The 14,884-nt window shown below is 37.6% G+C and carries 12 protein-coding genes; 4 read left to right on the plus strand and 8 right to left on the minus strand.

Annotated elements, in window-relative coordinates; all coding sequences use genetic code 11:
* Positions 1 to 101: 101 nt before the first annotated feature.
* From FGQ66_RS15050 to FGQ66_RS00940, 6 genes are all read right to left on the minus strand, one after another.
* On the minus strand, positions 102 to 2,024 hold the full coding sequence (locus tag FGQ66_RS15050; RefSeq protein WP_171024539.1) for an RNase A-like domain-containing protein: 1,923 nt from the start codon (positions 2,022 to 2,024) through the stop codon (positions 102 to 104).
* Between the two features lie 885 nt (positions 2,025 to 2,909).
* Positions 2,910 to 3,401 (minus strand): GNAT family N-acetyltransferase, encoded by a 492-nt coding sequence (locus FGQ66_RS00920; RefSeq protein WP_005875345.1) that lies wholly within the window; start codon positions 3,399 to 3,401, stop codon positions 2,910 to 2,912.
* Between the two features lie 15 nt (positions 3,402 to 3,416).
* The gene (locus tag FGQ66_RS00925; protein WP_115235016.1) at positions 3,417 to 4,016 is read right to left on the minus strand and encodes a TVP38/TMEM64 family protein; all 600 of its coding nucleotides are present in this window, start codon (positions 4,014 to 4,016) and stop codon (positions 3,417 to 3,419) included.
* A 184-nt stretch (positions 4,017 to 4,200) separates the two neighbouring features.
* Positions 4,201 to 4,830: a uridine kinase gene (gene udk, locus FGQ66_RS00930; RefSeq protein WP_005875342.1), complete on the minus strand. Its 630-nt coding sequence runs from the start codon at positions 4,828 to 4,830 to the stop codon at positions 4,201 to 4,203.
* Positions 4,831 to 4,913: 83 nt separating this feature from the next.
* Positions 4,914 to 5,609 (minus strand): YjjG family noncanonical pyrimidine nucleotidase, encoded by a 696-nt coding sequence (locus FGQ66_RS00935; RefSeq protein WP_005875340.1) that lies wholly within the window; start codon positions 5,607 to 5,609, stop codon positions 4,914 to 4,916.
* 11 nt (positions 5,610 to 5,620) lie between these two features.
* On the minus strand, positions 5,621 to 6,337 hold the full coding sequence (locus tag FGQ66_RS00940) for a 16S rRNA pseudouridine(516) synthase (protein WP_138301419.1): 717 nt from the start codon (positions 6,335 to 6,337) through the stop codon (positions 5,621 to 5,623).
* Between the two features lie 329 nt (positions 6,338 to 6,666).
* Here FGQ66_RS00940 and FGQ66_RS00945 point away from each other — a divergent pair, with 329 nt between their 5' ends.
* The 3 genes from FGQ66_RS00945 (at position 6,667) to FGQ66_RS00955 (ending at position 9,458) form a co-directional block, all read left to right on the plus strand.
* Positions 6,667 to 7,275 carry a 50S ribosomal protein L25/general stress protein Ctc gene (locus FGQ66_RS00945; protein WP_005875337.1) on the plus strand — a complete coding sequence of 203 codons (609 nt, stop codon included), beginning with the start codon at positions 6,667 to 6,669 and terminating at the stop codon, positions 7,273 to 7,275.
* A gap of 218 nt (positions 7,276 to 7,493) precedes the next feature.
* A complete protein-coding gene (locus tag FGQ66_RS00950) occupies positions 7,494 to 7,817 on the plus strand; it encodes a DUF960 domain-containing protein (RefSeq protein WP_005875335.1) in 324 nt (107 codons plus the stop codon).
* A 255-nt stretch (positions 7,818 to 8,072) separates the two neighbouring features.
* Complete coding sequence (locus FGQ66_RS00955; RefSeq protein WP_138301420.1) at positions 8,073 to 9,458, plus strand: MATE family efflux transporter; 1,386 nt, start codon at positions 8,073 to 8,075, stop codon at positions 9,456 to 9,458.
* Positions 9,459 to 9,566: 108 nt separating this feature from the next.
* Here FGQ66_RS00955 and FGQ66_RS00960 read toward each other — a convergent pair whose 3' ends face one another.
* Entirely contained in the window at positions 9,567 to 10,889 is a 1,323-nt protein-coding gene (locus tag FGQ66_RS00960; RefSeq protein ID WP_138301421.1) for a hemolysin family protein, read from the minus strand.
* Positions 10,890 to 11,110: 221 nt separating this feature from the next.
* On the opposite strand from FGQ66_RS00960, the gene FGQ66_RS15330 reads away from it, so the two are divergent.
* Positions 11,111 to 12,601: a hypothetical protein gene (locus FGQ66_RS15330; RefSeq protein ID WP_230315177.1), complete on the plus strand. Its 1,491-nt coding sequence runs from the start codon at positions 11,111 to 11,113 to the stop codon at positions 12,599 to 12,601.
* 187 nt (positions 12,602 to 12,788) lie between these two features.
* On the opposite strand, the gene FGQ66_RS00975 is transcribed toward FGQ66_RS15330, so the two are convergent.
* Positions 12,789 to 14,801: a KUP/HAK/KT family potassium transporter gene (locus FGQ66_RS00975; protein ID WP_113845154.1), complete on the minus strand. Its 2,013-nt coding sequence runs from the start codon at positions 14,799 to 14,801 to the stop codon at positions 12,789 to 12,791.
* Positions 14,802 to 14,884: the final 83 nt, after the last annotated feature.

Here is a 14,884-nt window from a genome sequence, read left to right on the forward strand (position 1 = left end):
ATGAACAGCTAGAGAGAAGATCAAACCAACTGACCTTGTTCTCTAGCTGTTTTAAAGTGAAATACATAAAAAATAATAGTTTTTATTTCTTCTTTACTTTCTCAGCCAATCGAAAAATTAGTAGTGGACACAAACGAGTACCCATCCTGTAGGCTCTTTTGAATGTCTGGATAAGCAGTAACAATATAGTATTTACGTTTTTTTCGAATGATAGTATTTTTTTTCTGAATAATCACCTTAGTTCGTCGAATTAAACTATGATAATCATATTCATTTTTAGCTTTTTTATGAAGTCCCCAGCCAAAAGGAATAATTTGCACAGAACTATAGATCACTCGATTCATTTTGGAATCAAAAGAGCAATCCCCCAATGATAGTTTTATCTTCCCCCCCAAATAGTCACGGTTAGCCGTAAAAATCCCTACATTGATAGCGATTAATGCCTGGACGATATTATCAAACGTAGAGGCATACTTTCGCTTACCATGCTCAGGGAGGCGTGCTTCTAGCTCAGCTCTTGTTTTACCTACATGTCGTGCAACCGTATGCCCTTTACCCCCATCAGCAATGTATTCGTCATAATATAAATCTATTGGTGTATACCACTCGTTTTCATCCTCATCTTCCCCATTGTTCTCAGATGCTTTGATTTCTTGGATCTTTTCCATCAATAATTTCATGCTTAGAGAGGTCCAAGTAGCTCCCATGGCCCCTTTTACAAGGACCTCCTTTGTATTATCATCAACGATATCCCCCGTTTCTTCATCCAGCACCCCACGTTTTCCATCTATCGTAAGAGAATCATCATTCGGGATAGCTTCAGCACTATAAGAAAATGAAATGGCATCCCAAAGGTAAGTAGGAACAACTTCTTGGGTAGTAGCATATATAAACTGTCCTGATTGATCTAAAACAATTGTTTCCCCATATAGCGTAGCAATCATTCCTGACGGATCAAAGCCTAGTCCATTATTGGTCTCAGCCAATGCATTAGTTAGGTCTTCACTAATTTGTTGTGTTCGAATTTTATATGTACTAGCCATTGTTTTAGCGGTTTCAATTGCGACTTCTTTTGAAGGTGTCGCAATGGATCCTAACGTAAAAGTCGTGATTTTTTGCACGTAATCAAGTAAATCATCTAATGTGGTAAGTTGTTCTAAAGCAGTAGTCATTGGTAGAGCAATCTCTTTTTCATAAACAAAGGATTGCGATGCACCACCACTAACATAAGAACGCCCAACGACCTCGACCTTGGTTTGATTACTCCCTCGACTAGTTTCTACTAAGCGAAGGCTCTCTAGTACAAAAAATTGATCATTGGCATACGGTTGTGTTGCCACGGAAGCATCTCGACCAACAATGGCCGCTCGCTCTCGCTCCGACCAAAGAAGTCCATAGCTGATATAGCGACGTGCAAGATTAAGATTATCATTACAATCGAATTCATAGGCTCCATAATCGCCAGTTCCGGTAAGATATTCTCTCATCAATGTATGGCTAGTCAGATCCTGAGCGTAACGCGTTTGCAATTTCTGTGAAAAATCATAGGTTCCAGTGGTCGAGTCCATCCCTGAAAGAGCAAAATCAGCAAGGTCTTGCTGTAAACTTTGATCACTAGCCAAAGATTCACGAAGACCATTAGATGTTTTAATTAAGTCATTCGTCATTACTCCCAGATGAGAACCTAGTTGTAAACTACCATAGGCGACGCTTGCTCCAAGAATAGCCGGTAGTACGATCGGGGCAGCGACAGTTCCTAAAAAACCAGCACCTAAAGTTAAGGCTCCCGGTAAGGCAGAAGCATATTGAGAAAAAGACAGATTATTAAATAATGTGATAGCGCTAGTAACATCGCGATTTTCTGGAGTAGTTTCTGATGAGAGTGGTTGCGAAAAAACAAGTGACTCTTTTGGCAAAGTATCTTGTCTTTCAGTGGCAGTATCAAGTGAGTGAACAGCTAATGGACTCGTAACAAATGACAAAAGCAACAACAACGACAGAAATAAGCTTCCTCTTTTTTTCATATATGCTCCTTTTATTTTAAACTAAGCAACGGACAACTAGTTATCCTCCTTTCTTTTTATTATTTACACTACTATTATCTTATAAATAATAAATCCTCTCTATTTATTTTAAAAAATAGAGAATAAAAAAAAGCTTTCTATTTTGCAATAAAAAACTTTGAAAACTAAGCAATATCCAAAAATAAAGCAACATAACTGTCGAAAAAAAGATCATAATCGTTGTTAAAAATAAAAAGTTAAATAACTACAATTATAAATTAAAAAATATTCATTATGTTTCATTTTAAATAGAAGAATGTAGGACAAATCTAAAAATCAGTTTTGCTACAGACTTTAATTCTGAATAAACGGCGATCACTATGCTCTCAGCCACAGAATGTCCTGATACTAAGCTTAGAACTGAGAGGTTGAGCGTGGGACAAAATTAGGAAACACTTTTGTCTCATTCTTTAAAAACGAATAAACGGTGGGAACAGAAGCAACTCCTTCGGAAATAAGCCGAAATTCACAAAAATTTGAAAAGCAATTTTCGTGAATTTCTTCTTATTTCTCGGAGTTAAACACTTCTGTCCCAACCTCACGTTCGTATATTCTTTTTGATACATAAAAATAAAAGCCGATCACTCAAATAAGTATGAATGAAACAGTAACGTCTCAAAATTCGCACTTATCTTTGTTGAGTTGATCGGCTTTTACTTACTGGTGCTTAAAAACAGCTGTTTTTAAGCAGACAAGCCCTTCTCCACAAAAGTCTTGTCCGACACCCTTGCATTCCGGCAAGTGATAATTAACTTATCGTGTGCCTCCAAAATCAATCAGGCGCATCTGTAAACCAGAGGCCTTCTCGACCCGTCGCATGAAGCTACTTTAACACACCCCCACCATTTATGCGAGTGTTTTTTTCATTTTGTAATCCACCATTTGAAATCCTCGGCCAATATCGGAAATCAATTCTTCTTCGATTTCAAATCCTTGGTGTTGATAAACTGCAATAGCTTGGGTATTTTCTTGATTTACGCGTAAAAAGATTTCATTCAGCCCTTGTTCGGTTGCTAATTCTTCATACCAACGAAAAATTGCAGATGTCAGTCCTTTTCCTCGTACTTTGCTTAGCAGGTACAATTTGCTCAAGTAGATTTTCCCATCTATCACTTCATATGCTGTATAGCCAACTGTTTCGCCTTCATCTTTCAACAAGTAATAATTGACAGCAGTGGCTAATTCCTTTTCGATCTGTGCTTTTGATTGATAGGTCGCTAACATGTAGTCCACCTGTTCTTGTCCAATGATTGGAATGAATGCTTCCGGCCAGACTTCTTGGATAACTGCGACTAGTTCTTCTAGTTCATTTTGCGTAACTTTGACTTTTTCTAACATCGTTTTCTTCCCTTCTTATAAGCTGCCTTGCGCTTTATGAAATAAAAACAGCATGATCATACTATAGATCCCAACAGACCATGGCTTCAAAAGAATAACGATCTGCATGTATTCTCTGAAAGTCAATTTTGTCAATCCTGCGACAAGACAGATAAGATCGTCAGGCGCAAAAGGTAATAGCAGCGTGACAATCAATACTTTTTTGATATCTTTTGTTCTTCGTGTCAATAATTGATCAAATTTCTGGTATTTTTTTGGTGAAAGGATAAGTTGAACAAAACTTACGCCATAATAGCGAACAAGCAAAAAACCAATTGCCTCCCCGATCACTAAACCGATACAGCTATAAAGCAGACCAAATCCGTTGCCAAACATCAACATTCCTGCTACAGAAGAAATACCGCCTGGCAGAATAGGGATAATGACTTGGATAACTTGGAATAAGATAAACATGATTACCGCGAATTGGCCAAATTGTTGAAAAAATTTCTGTAAAGAATCCGTTGACTGAAAAATACCATGTCGGTATCCGTACAGAACCAATACTAGAAAAAACACGAAGCCGATAATCGGGATAACCTGTATGTACTTGTGTATACTTGCTTTCTTTACCATAAATAGTCTCTCCACCATCTTAAGTATAATCCTACTTTTTTCTAAATAAAAAAACAGTTGACTGGTAAAGAATTTAAGAGAGTCATCTATCACTCTATCCTAAATCCAATCAGCAACCCATCAGAACTATTTCTGACAGATTCACTGCTCCAGTACATACAACTGTTCTTATCCTCGCTACAACTTATTTATGATCTAAAAAACTAGCAACTTTAGTCGTAATCAAATCGATAGCAACGTGATTTTCGCCGCCTTCAGGCACGATGATATCTGCGTAACGTTTGGTCGGTTCGATAAATTGATGATACATCGGTTTGACCACTGTCAAATATTGTTCGATGACCGAATCCAATGTTCTGCCACGTTCTTCCATATCTCGTTTGATTCGGCGGATGATGCGAATATCATCGTCTGTATCAACATAGACTTTAATGTCCATCAACTCACGCAAGCGTTCGTCTTCTAGAATTAAGATACCTTCTAAAATAATTACTTCTTTCGGTTCTTGAATGATCGTTGCTTGGCTTCTTGTGTGTGCAACATAATCATAGACTGGTTTTTCAATGGCTTTATAGTTCAGTAGTTCTTCTACATGCTGAATCAGCAGATCATTATCAAAGGCAAAGGGATGATCGTAATTCGTATTCAATCGTTCTTCAAAGCTTAAATTGCTTTGATCTTTATAATAAGAATCTTGTTCAAGCATCATGATGGAATGGTCTGGAAAATTATTGAAGATTGCGCGACTAACACTTGTTTTTCCGCTTCCTGATCCACCCGTCACACCAATGATAATTGGCTTGCTTTTTGTCATTGACTAAAACCTCTTTCATATCCGTTTTTTCATTCTAATCTATTATAGCGAAAAAACACGAAAATGCTATATTTTTCTGAAAATTAATGTACGTCTATTTCCAAAAGAGGATAAAGTTCAGCTAGTGAATCTACTCGATAAGTAGGTTTGATTTCAGGAATCTCAGGCAATTTATTTTTGTTGAACCAAATCGTATCGATCCCAGCAGCATTTCCACCTTTAATATCAGAAGTGAGCGAGTCACCGATAATCACTGTTTTTTCTTTTTCGAAATTTGGGATATGAGAGAATACATGGTCAAAGAAAGCCTTCATCGGTTTTTGTGCACCGACATCTTCAGAAACAAAAATCTGTTTGAAATATCCTAGCATCTTCGCATCAGTCAAACGTTGGTATTGTGTCTTCGATACACCATTGGTCACGATATAGAGGTCTGCTTGATTTTCTAGTGCTTGAAGCAGTTCATGACTACCCTCGATCAAATCATGTCCTTGATTCAAATAGTGACGGTAGCGTTTTTCCATTGCTGCGCTATCAACAGTCTTCCCAAATTGTTGGAATAATAGTCCAAAACGATTGCCTGTAACTTCTTCTCTTGTCATATTTCCTTTTTCAAATTCACGCCACAAATGATGATTCAATGCTTTGTAACTTGTTCTCACTTCAGGAGTCAATTCGATTCCTTGTTCTGCAAACAATTCGTTCAAGGCCTTTGCTTCGGTTAATTGAAAGTCAAGCAATGTGTCATCTACGTCAAATAATATTGTTTGATAGTTCATTTTATCTTCTCCTATTTAAAATACATTTTTAGTTGCTTTAATTCAGTGAGCGTCAACGACCGATAGGCGCCCACTGGCAATTTTTCATCTAATTGTAGCGGACCCATCTTAATTCTTCTGAGTTCTACTACTTTTTTCCCACGAGCTAGAAACATCTTCTTAACTTGGTGGAACTTTCCTTCTTGAATCGTGACAGTCGCTGTACTGATCTTATTGGTTGCTTCTGTGATCGTCAGTTCTGCAGGCAAACAGCGATACCCGCTATCGAATACGATTCCTTCTTTAAAAGCCCGACTATCCTCAGGCGTCAATTCTGCATTGACTGTTACTTGGTAAGTTTTTAATACCTTCTTATCAGGAAGTAGCATCTCATAGCCTAGCTGCCCATTCGATGTCAGTAAGAGCAGCCCCGTCGTATCACGATCCAAGCGTCCTACAGGATACAAAGCTTGGGTCCGATCTGCTGAAGCAATCAAGTCCACTACAGTCATCTTTTCTTCATCTTTTACAGCAGTAACCGCCCCGTTCGGCTTGTTCAAGAGAAAGTAGGATTCATTTGTAGTTAACCGCTTACCAGAAACTTCGATTTCGTGGAGCAAACTATCGACATTACGGTTTTGACTAAACTCGATTTTTCCATCTATTCGAACTTGCTTAGAAGCAAATAATCGTTTCATTTCTTTCCGTGTTGTTTGTAGCTGATCTTCAATCAATTTATCTAAACGCATAGGTGTTTCCTTTCTTATCCTACCAAGCATTATAACCTGAATATTTCTTCATGCAAATAATAAAACCAGCGTTATTCCTTGACTTAATCAAAAATTAGCGCTACGGTTAAGTAGTAAAGTGAATTGGATTTCTCATACACAGCGTAATGACCTGGTGGAGAAAAGTTGAATCCTGACTTTCTAAGGTAGATGCGTGCATCTACCCTTTTGCGCTTTTTTAAGCGCCCCTACCCAATAATGTGCAAGAGAATAGCCGCGGAAAAGTTCACTTAAATAAAATCTGCCCGTTACCAAAGCAGGCAGTCACATTTTAAGGAGGAATTTTGGTTATGTCAGTATCATTAGAAGTAAGTAAAAGAGAAGTACGTCCCCGTTCGTTAAGAAACAAATTGCGTCATGAAGGTAAAGTCCCAGCTATCGTTTATGGCTACAATGTTGAAAGCACACCAATCTCGTTTGATGGTCAAACATTTAGCAAATTATTACGTGAAAATGGTGCGAATGCCGTAGTGACAATGGACATTGACGGAAACAAAGTCAACACATTGGTTCATAAAGTCCAAACAAATACCTTTACCAACCATTTTGAACATGTCGAATTTTTATCTGTTAACATGTCAGAAGAAACAGAAGTTGAAACAGAAATTGTTCTAATTGGTGAAGCTGCAGGTGCTAAATCTGGCGGTGTATTAGCTCAAAACCTATACACAGTTCTTGTATCTGCTACACCAGATAACTTGCCAGAACGTATCGAAGTAGATGTAACAAACTTAGACTTAGGTGATTCGATCACTGTGGCAGATCTACCAGAAAACAACGAATATAAAGTTGTAACGGATAGTGAAGAACAAATCGCTGCTGTCGTAGCTCCAGCAGAAGAAACTGAAACAACTGATGTAGCAAGCGAACCAGAAGTAATTGGTTCACCTGAAGAATAACAGAAAAATTGCTCATGCCAAAAGCGTTGGAAACTGCGCTTTTGGCATATTTTTTTCTCTCTTAAAAAAAACTTATATTTTGAAAAAAAGTATGCGATTATTGTTGCATTTTTTAAAAATCTTTATTAGAATGAACCATCGTTACAGTAAGTATCATTCGTTTATCCTAAACGAAAAAGTGTACATGTCTATTCGATAAAACAAAGGAGGTTAAACAGATGTTTGAAAGTTTTGACAGCAGTCGCAACCGGTATGCCTCTGTAGGTGTTGTATCGAGTTTGCCAGATGAATTGATTGATAGTATCTGGTTTATTATTGACCTAGACCTTAAGGGAGTCATCTCATTAGATAATATTTTAGCCTTTGATTTAATAGAGAATAATGGAAAAGTAACCATCCATTTTTCACAAGCAGGCAGTGAGGTAGAAATGGACATTGATTTACCATTTCGGTATTCTTCACAATTTCCAAGCCAAGTCTATGCTTATGATGATGGCACAAGAGAAACGATTCTTTTACCAAGTGAGATTAAACAGTATTGAAGTTGACACATAACAATGTCGCTTTTTGATCCATGCGTTCAGGCCAAGCAGTTGATCTTTTGAATTTATTCGTTGAATTCATTCAGTGGTTCACTTCTTGGCTTGTTTCATGGTGCGGTTTATTGAAAATGAATTATGAAAATTCCAAGAAAATAGAGAAAACACTCCGTTTTTTCATTAATTTCTAATTGGTATTCTTAGGATAAACACTATATACTACTAACTAAATTTTAAAGACAATAAGGAGTTTAAAAGATGCGCGATTTAACAAAAGGAAGTCCGGCTAAGCTAATTTTAATGTTCACTGTTCCTTTGCTCATTGGTAATGTCTTTCAACAGTTCTACAATATGGTCGATATGATCATCGTTGGACAGACATTAGGAAAAAACGCGTTGGCCGCTGTTGGCGCTACTGGAAGTTTGACCTTTTTGATTATTGGGTTTGCCCAAGGGTTAACAGCTGGACTAGCGATCATCACCGCCCAACGCTATGGTGCAAAAGATTACCGCGGACTTAAGAAAAGCTTTGCTGCAAGTGTTGTAATAAGTTTGATTGTCACTATTGTTTTAACTGTCCTTAGCCTAGTATTCATTCATCCGATGCTTCAATTGATGCAAACTCCACCTGAAATCATTGACCAAGCACAAACATTTATCTCGATCATTTTACTAGGGATTTTTGCATCTATGAGTTTTAATCTGCTTTCAAACGTTATTCGTGCGCTCGGTGACAGCAGAACGCCTTTGTTCTTTTTGATTATCGCAGTTATTATCAATGTCGTGCTTGATTTGATTTTCATTATCTTCTTTGGCATGGGGGTAGAAGGAGCAGCCATCGCTACGGTGATTGCCCAAGTTAGCTCAAGTGTATTGTGTCTCGTGTATATCAAAAAGAAGATTCCATTGCTACAACTACGTAAAAAAGATTTTTCATTTGATAAAGAAGAAATCCGTGTCCATCTAAATGCTGCTTTGCCAATGGCTTTTCAATCATCGATTATTGCTATCGGAGCGATCGTTCTTCAAGCAGCTTTAAATAGTCTAGGTACAGACGTCGTTGCTGCTCAAGCCGCAGCTAGCCGAATCGATCAATTTGCCAATCAACCAATGATGTCATTTGGGATCGCTATGGCGACATTCAGTGCTCAAAACTACGGAGCAAAAGAATATGGTCGTATCCTAAAAGGTGTCAAACAAACATTAATGATGAGTATTGGCTTTAGTCTTGTTGCTGGAGCAACAGTGATTTTCTTTGGTCATTCATTGATGAAACTATTTGTTTCATCCTCTGAAACGAGAGTATTTGAATTAGCACAGACCTATTTCAACATCAATGGTTCTTTGTATTGGATCTTAGCGATCTTGTTCATCTTGCGCTACACTTTACAAGGACTTGGACAAAGCAAAATACCGACTATCGCAGGGATGATGGAATTGCTGATGCGTTCATTTGCAGCAATTATTTTGACAGGTATGTTGGGATATGCCGGTGCCGCAGCTGCTTCTCCACTTGCATGGGCTGGTTCTGTTGCTGTCCTATTGTACTCTTACCTTCGTTCAATGAAACAACTGAAACAATTGGACAACGAACAACATTTCTCATTGGATGATGCTGAAGTCCGTTATGACAGTGTCCACTGATCCAAGATTAGAAAAAGTTCGGCACAAAAGCGTCTGACTCCGAGAAATAAACTTAAAGAAAATAGAGGGTAGAACCAGCGATCGCTGATTCTACCCTCTATTCTTGTTCTATTGCTCTTTTTGCTCTTTTTTATCTTCTTTAACTGGTTTTTTTATGACTTTGAAATAGTCGATGTGTGCATGGTTGTATTCTAAAACAGTGAATTGAAAACTTTCAAGTAAGATCACCTTACCTGCTTCGATATTTTTTTCGTAGTGAGACATGAAACCCGCTAATGTGATAAAGGGCGAGTCAACAAATGCCGGGATCGAAACATCAAAGTAACGTTCGAAATCATCTAATGTCAGTTTTCCTGAAACAATGTAACTGCCATCTGCTTGTTTTGCCACAAGAGCTTCATCCAAATCCGTTTCGTCACGAATTTCTCCGACGATTTCTTCTAAAATATCTTCGATCGTCACTAACCCGCTTGTTCCACCATATTCATCTTTTAAAATTGCAATGTGTTTGCCTTTTTTACGCATAATCGTCAATAATTTTTTGATTGGGATCGTTTCAGTCGTCACAATTGGTTCTTCAATCAACTGTTCTACTGGCAACTGATCATCTTTATACGATTGTTTGATTAAATCTGGCAACGTCACATACCCGATAATATTATCCTTTGATTCTAAAATGACAGGGTATCGCGTATGTCCTTGTTTGATTGATTCTTGGATTGCTTGTTTCACTGTATCACTTGCTTCAAATACTTGCATCGATGTTCGATCCACTTGGATATCTCTTGCAAGCGTGTCATCAAATTCAAAGACATTTTCTAAGTAATGGTATTCTTCCTTCGTTAATTCCCCTTTTTCATAAGAATTCAATGCAACTAAAGTTAGTTCTTCTTGTGACAAGGTTTCTTCCCCTTCAGATACCAATTTCACGCCTAATAATTTTCCAAGACCTGCCGCTGAGTGATTGAGTATCCAAATAAAAGGAAACATGAGTTTATAAAAGTAATGTAATGGTCTTACCACAAATAAAACGACCTGCTCTGTATTGGCGATACTATAACTTTTTGGCAAAAGTTCACCGATCACGACATCGATATAGGTAACGATAATAAATCCTAAAGCAACAGAGATCGTACCACTTAATGCGGAACTAAAAGGCAACTTGCCAAGCCATGGTTCTAACAAAGCAGCTACAGAGCCTTCTCCAACCCACCCAATAATCAATCCTGTTAACGTGATTCCTAATTGACTTGCAGATAAATAGTTATCTAAATGATGTGTGACATGAAGTGCTAGTTTCGCATTTTTTACGTTTTCCTTTTCTAGTTGCTCTAAACGTGAACGCCGTATCTTTACTAATGCAAATTCACTTGCTACAAAAAATGAAGTAATTGCAATCATCAAAAATAAGATGACAAAATTAAGTACCATAAATTCCCGCCTCTCTTTTCCATCTCCATTGTACCTCTTTTCTAAAAATTTTTGATAAAAATAGAATAGACTTTCTCTACCTTCTGTATAAAGTGAGTATTTCATCAAGCAATTTCTTAGCGGTAACCGAAAAATTCTTGCCTTAGAAAAAAGCAATCCCTCCTACCCAAAATAATCCCCTACAATAAAACAGAAAAAAACGATGAAAAGGAGAATCCATCATGCCTAATAAACAAGTGGACAAAAAAAAGATTATTCTGGAACATAGCGTTAAAGCCTGGAATAACATGTGTAAAACCTACGGACCGCCTGATACCTTAACATTTTTAGCTAAATTCAACTATAGTCTTGAGGGCCTTGCATTTATTATCAATAACCTTGATTTGCCAAGTTCACTAGACCGTGCAAAAATAGTCAAAGAATTATTTAAGCTTGATAAGAGTCAAGTATTCAACGACTTCAAAACCAATCAGGAGCTTCTAAATACGATCAATGCTTGGAATGCGATGTTGAACATCCACGGTCCAAATGAAACATTGGCTTTTTTATCTCTACGTAATTATAGCGCTAAGACCATCCAATTCCTGATAGCGAACCTTGAGTTGCCATCATCAATAAATCCTGTAATCGCAGCAGAAAACATCATTAAAAACAAAAACAGGGGAATGGCCACAGATCTCATAGGTAATCAAAATTTACTGACCACCATTAAATACTTGGATAAAATGCTGGGTGTACACGGACCTAAAGAGACGTTAGACTTTCTTGCTTCTTGCAACTACAGCAAAGGAAGCATCAAATTTCTTACCGCTAACATCCACTTACCGAAATCACTGAATCGAGCAGTTGAAGCAGAAAAGATCATAAAAAAAATACCAATAAAAACAAACACAGATTTTCTATCTAATCAAAATCTGCTCTATACCGTTACCTATTTAAATAAAATGTTAGACGTATATGGACCAAATGAAACGTTGACTTTTCTAGCCACTTGCAACTATAACCATCAGAGCATCAAATTTCTTACAGCCAATCTCCGTTTACCTAAATCAATCGATAAATCGATTGAAGCAGAAAAACTCATTAAAAACACTAAAGAAGGATATAGCTCAGATTTCACTACGAACGCGAAATTGATCGGTATCATGAACAAATGGCTGATGCGGTCTAAAAATCAAGGACTAAACGAAACATTAGTATCTTTGTCTAAAACAAGTTATAGAGCTAAAAGCATCAAACTTATCGTCGCAAATCTTCCTTTTCCTGAAACAATGGACCGAGCAACTGAAGCAAAAAGAATAATCGAAAGTACAAACAAGAATGTTATTTCGAAGTTCAAAAAAGACCTACCGGATCTAGCAGAAAAAAAGCTAGACTTACATACATTAACGAACCTTATCTATAGTTTTGATTTACCTGAAAATGATGTGAAAGTATTAAAAAAAGAGGCCATTGTAAAAACACAAGAAGCTATCGGACGAGATGTGCAGGCTGATCTAAATAAAAAAACACTAAATGACAAAATGGAACAACTTCAAATCAGTGTACCAAACTACATAAAACAAATTCAACAAGAACCAAATGATATCGAAACCTATCTTGATAAAATGTACCTCAGACAAGTAAAAGAAAAAGCTAATATTCGTACACTACCTTCGAACAGTCCCTCTGTTGTAACAAGTAAAAACAAAGATACATCCCACCACAGATAGTAGACAATAAAACTAAGACAAAAGAACTACCCGAATGAGCGTGGGAGCAGAAGCAACTCCTTCTTAAATAAGCCGAAATTCACAAAAATTTGAAAAGCAATTTTCGTGAATTTCGGCTTATTTCTCGGAGTTAAACACTTCTGTCCCAACCTCATTCAGGTAGTTCATTCATTTTTTATCCCAACTTTTATTGAGATTTTTCAGTTATTTTTTTTCGTTCTTTTAACCACGTTTTTCTGGTCAAACCAATCAACAATGGAACTGTTTCGTGCTTGACTTCGCTGTATTCCAGACCAAACCATGTTTCTGGGGTCGTTGCGTATTTTTTGATTGCAAGTTTTGCCTGCATGATTTGGCGATCCCATTTATTCAACGTTGTGACATTTGAAACAACTTCATCAATCAAGATAAACTGAAAATCACCGACTTCTCTACCTGGCGTCAAAGAGTATGTTTGTGGTTGCTTAGGAAGACGTCCTTGTTTCATTAAATCATGGATGATCTGACGAACATACACATTGATTTCTTGTTGGACTCTAAAACCTAAGAATAAATTGACTTGTACAATAAAATCCGTATCCATCATGTCGATCTGATATTCTTTTGTATACGGTTCATCAGTTACTTCCACATGGACAAACCAATAGACACGTGCTCGTTTTGGTCGTTTATCAAGGATCGAATAAACGAATTGTCTACCCACTTTTCCTTCAGCCATATCAGGTACCAATAACACGATATTTGTCTGATAAAGTGGCAACGATCTATCATCGCGCAATTTAGCCAGTTGTGGAATGTATTCTTTCAATGCAACATCTTCCGCTACAGATTCGCGAATGATATTCCCACGCTCCCAAATAAACATGACCGCTAAAATTACTAATGCGATCAAGACTGCAACAAAGCCGCCGTGGAAGAATTTTACGATACTTGAGATGAAAAAGACGATCTCGATTACACCAAAAAAGAAAGTCACAATATGCGCAAACCATTTAGAATACCCATTTTGGATCAAATAGAAATAGAGCAATGCTGTAGTCATCAGCATCGTAACCGTGATCGACAGACCATACGCTGCTTCCATATGATGGGAAGTCCTAAAGGTTACAACAACTAATGAACAGGCAAGCCATAAAATCAAGTTGACTGCTGGAATGTACATTTGCCCAATACTGCTACCTGGATACATGATTTTCAATCGCGGCAATAGTTTCAATTTAATCGCTTCAGAAACTAACGTAAATGAGCCTGTGATCAAAGCTTGTGAAGCAATAACTGCGGCAATAGTCGCGAACGCTACTCCAATGATCAACCAGCCATTCGGTAACATTTGGAAAAATGGATTCAGATTCTTGATCTGCTGCATCTCTGGATTTTGGTACACAGTCAGCAACCAAGCAGCTTGTCCGAAATAATTCAATACCAGACATATTTTGACATATGGCCAACTTAAGCGAATATTCAATTTTCCTACGTGTCCTAGATCTGAATATAGCGCTTCTGCCCCTGTTGTTGCTAGAAAGATATTCCCTAAGATAAATAATCCTAGTTTGTTATCCGGACTTAACAGCAATTGGACTGCATAATAAGGATTCAATGCGCGGATCACTGTCCAATCTTGACTGAAATTCACCAATCCCATCACACCTAAAAAAGTAAACCATAAAAACATGACTGGTCCAAACGCCTTACCAACAACTTCTGACCCAAAACGTTGAACCATAAACAACACTAAGATAATCACTAAAGTAATAATAACAATAATATTTTGATCGTTCCCAAAACGATCAAAAAATTGTGGAATCCCTCGTAACCCCTCGATTGCCGTTGTGACAGTTACCGCAGGGGTCAACACACCATCTGCTAGTAAAGCCGCACCACCGATCATCGCAGGAATAATCAGATACTTGCCACCTTTTCTTACCAAGGTATATAAAGAAAAGATTCCTCCTTCACCGTGGTTATCTGCGTTCAATGCAATCACCACGTATTTGACTGTAGTAAGCAACGTCAGCGTCCAGAAAATCAATGATACAGAACCGATCACAAAATCCGGATTGATTCCGCGTAGTCCGCCGTTGTCTTCGACGATGGCTTTCATTACATACAATGGACTGGTACCGATATCTCCATATACAACGCCCATTGCCACTAAAAGACCGGCCATTGAAATCTTCTTAGTATTATGTTTTGTTGTCAACTTTCTTCCTCATTTCCTCTAACATTCACTCCTGAAAGTCTGCCTTTGTTCAGATTTTTTCTAAGTGTCTCCTCATTATCTTA

Origin of the sequence: Enterococcus sp. BSD2780061688st2 D3 (genome assembly GCF_005844145.1) — a bacterium.
Lineage (GTDB): Bacteria > Bacillota > Bacilli > Lactobacillales > Enterococcaceae > Enterococcus_B > Enterococcus_B durans.

Coding starts and splice junctions, on each gene's coding strand:
- FGQ66_RS00955 (WP_138301420.1), top strand. CDS start 8,073: ATGCGCGATTTAACAAAAGGAAGTCCGGCTAAGCTAATTTTAATGTTC.
- FGQ66_RS00960 (WP_138301421.1), bottom strand. CDS start 10,889: ATGGTACTTAATTTTGTCATCTTATTTTTGATGATTGCAATTACTTCA.
- FGQ66_RS00925 (WP_115235016.1), bottom strand. CDS start 4,016: ATGGTAAAGAAAGCAAGTATACACAAGTACATACAGGTTATCCCGATT.
- FGQ66_RS00940 (WP_138301419.1), bottom strand. CDS start 6,337: ATGCGTTTAGATAAATTGATTGAAGATCAGCTACAAACAACACGGAAA.
- FGQ66_RS15330 (WP_230315177.1), top strand. CDS start 11,111: ATGCCTAATAAACAAGTGGACAAAAAAAAGATTATTCTGGAACATAGC.
- FGQ66_RS00920 (WP_005875345.1), bottom strand. CDS start 3,401: ATGTTAGAAAAAGTCAAAGTTACGCAAAATGAACTAGAAGAACTAGTC.
- FGQ66_RS00945 (WP_005875337.1), top strand. CDS start 6,667: ATGTCAGTATCATTAGAAGTAAGTAAAAGAGAAGTACGTCCCCGTTCG.
- FGQ66_RS15050 (WP_171024539.1), bottom strand. CDS start 2,024: ATGAAAAAAAGAGGAAGCTTATTTCTGTCGTTGTTGTTGCTTTTGTCA.
- FGQ66_RS00935 (WP_005875340.1), bottom strand. CDS start 5,609: ATGAACTATCAAACAATATTATTTGACGTAGATGACACATTGCTTGAC.
- FGQ66_RS00950 (WP_005875335.1), top strand. CDS start 7,494: ATGTTTGAAAGTTTTGACAGCAGTCGCAACCGGTATGCCTCTGTAGGT.
- udk (WP_005875342.1), bottom strand. CDS start 4,830: ATGACAAAAAGCAAGCCAATTATCATTGGTGTGACGGGTGGATCAGGA.